Annotated in this window: 2 protein-coding genes; both read left to right on the top strand. The window is 39.4% G+C overall.

The genetic code is table 11. The features are described from left to right. Positions 1 to 334 precede the first annotated feature (334 nt). Entirely contained in the window at positions 335 to 1,078 is a 744-nt protein-coding gene (locus EGI31_RS14380) for a CPBP family intramembrane glutamic endopeptidase (RefSeq protein ID WP_255036422.1), read from the top strand. 187 nt (positions 1,079 to 1,265) lie between these two features. Further along, positions 1,266 to 2,292, top strand: a 1,027-nt coding sequence (locus tag EGI31_RS14385) for a serine hydrolase domain-containing protein (protein WP_255037910.1), incomplete at its 3' end; no start/stop codon positions are given.

Consider the following 2,292-nt stretch of genomic DNA (forward strand, 5'->3'; position numbering starts at 1 on the left):
TTAAAGATGAATTTGAAAAAGCAATGCTCCTATATTGTCCTAAACTTAAGCCAAAGGTAATATTTAAAGAATTTACTGAATAAAAGCTTGCATATAAAAAAACTATTGGATAGAATTTAGGTAATTAAAATGGAATTATATCACACCAAATCAAAAAATGAATGGCTTACTAAAAAAGCAAAAGACTATGGAAGCTTAGTAGAAAAGCGGGGAATTTACATCAATTTGGTTTTGAATTTCAAATTAACCGTTCGAATGTTTGACAGTTCTGTGTTTCGAAGTCCTATAACATACAAAACCGTGAACTATTCTTAAAACCTAACTTCTTCAAAACATGCACCCCCACCTAAAACCCCTCTTCAGCAAAATCTTTGACCTAAACTGGAAATTTGGTACATTTCTGATATTGTTGGTTTGTGTGCCGAGGTTTGTGTTGGTACTTCAGGCCAATGCTTCGGGTAATTATGGGGCTATCGGGCTTATCATGACGGTTTCGGCTTTGGCTCCGTTTATTTTTTTGAGTAAAGCGGGTCGTATGGCCATCGGTATACAAAAAGCTCAGGGTTTTAAATGGCTATTTCTGGCCTTTTTGGCTGGGCTGGCGGCCAGTGTTATGCTGTTTTTTTTGGGTAAAATCTTATATGATACTTCTTACCAAAACTGGTATCAATACATCGGCAAGTCATATAAAATTCCGGCTGAAATCACTGCAGCAGATAAGCAGGTCATGTTCGGCATTATGGCCATCACAGGCATGCTTTTTAGCCCCATCGGTGAGGAATTGTTTTTCAGGGGCATCGTACACAAGAGTTTTGAAAACTCTATAGGCGAGAAAAAAGCCTCCATCGTGGATGGCTCTGCCTTTGCCCTCACGCATATTTCTCATTTCGGCTTGGTGTTCGTGAATGAGCAATGGGCTTTTTACCCCTTTCCCACCCTACTGTGGGTATTGAGTATGTTTTTGGTGAGTATAATGTTTTTCTATTTCCGCAAAAAAACCGATAGCCTTTTGGGTGCCATTGCCTGCCACGCCGCCTTTAATTTGGGGATGATTTATTGTATTTTTTATGGGATGTGAGGCTTTTCCAAAACATTTAAGCCGACTTTCAAAACAAAAACTGGGCAGCTAAACCCATTGCTTTTTGTTTTTATATTGCCCGTTGTACTTTCGTCCATACATTCATTTCTTTTATTCTCAAATATCAGCCAAAGTGCATTTGGCTTGGCTTTTTAGGAGGGTATCAGACTAAAAAAACGAACAAATTATGAAATTAAAATTAACCGCGTTGAAATTGTTCATTGCTCTTCTGTGTGCCAAAAGCCTTAGTGCTCAAGATATTCATAACTCAAAAAAAACACTTGACAGCGTTATAATGGCGAAAATGAAAGAAAGCGGAATTGTAGGCCTCGGTGCATCGGTGATTGTTGACAAGAAATTGGTTTTGAGCACCGGCTATGGCTTTGCGGATTTCGAAAACAAAGTACCTTTTAAGTCCTCGACCATTATGAACATTGCCTCTGTAAGCAAAACTTTTACGGGGGTATGCATCATGAAAGCAGTGGAAGAAGGACTAGTTTCGCTTGATGAAGACATCAACAAGTATTTGCCGTTTAGGGTAATAAATCCAAATAGCCCAAATGGCAAAATCACCCTACGACATTTGGCTACGCATACGTCAGGGTTGATTGATCGAAGTCCGTTTTATGGTGATAGCACCTATCACTATGGCAACAGAAAACCAGAGCCTTTAGGGGAGTTTTTGAAAAATTATTTTGTAAAAGGCGGCACACATTATGACTATGGGAATTTTCTAAATGCCAAGCCTGGTGATAAAAGAGAATATTCGAATATCGGTGCCGGATTGGCCGGATACATTGTGGAAGTGCAAACAGGGAAAAGTCTGAAATCTTACGCCAAAGAGCATATTTTTAAGCCCTTAGAAATGAAGAATTCGGGCTGGGCTTTAGCCGAAATTGATACATTGCAACACGCCAAACTTTACAGAAAAGAAGATGGAAAAACTGTACCAGTTCAATGGTATGAAGTGAATACCTACCCCGATGGTGGCGTAAGGACCTCGGTAGAAGAACTGTCGCGTTTTTTCATAGCTCTGCTGAATGGTGGCCAATACAATGGAACCAGAATTTTGAAAGAAGAAACCGTGAAAGAAATGTTACGTTTTCAGTACACAGAATCAAACAAACCTGATAATGTGAACATAACAAAGACCAATCAAGGTATTTTTTGGGCAACCAAGTTGGGGGCAACCAGAATAGGACACAACGGATCGG

The organism is Lacihabitans soyangensis, assembly GCF_024343775.1.
Taxonomy (GTDB): Bacteria; Bacteroidota; Bacteroidia; order Cytophagales; family Spirosomataceae; genus Leadbetterella; species Leadbetterella soyangensis.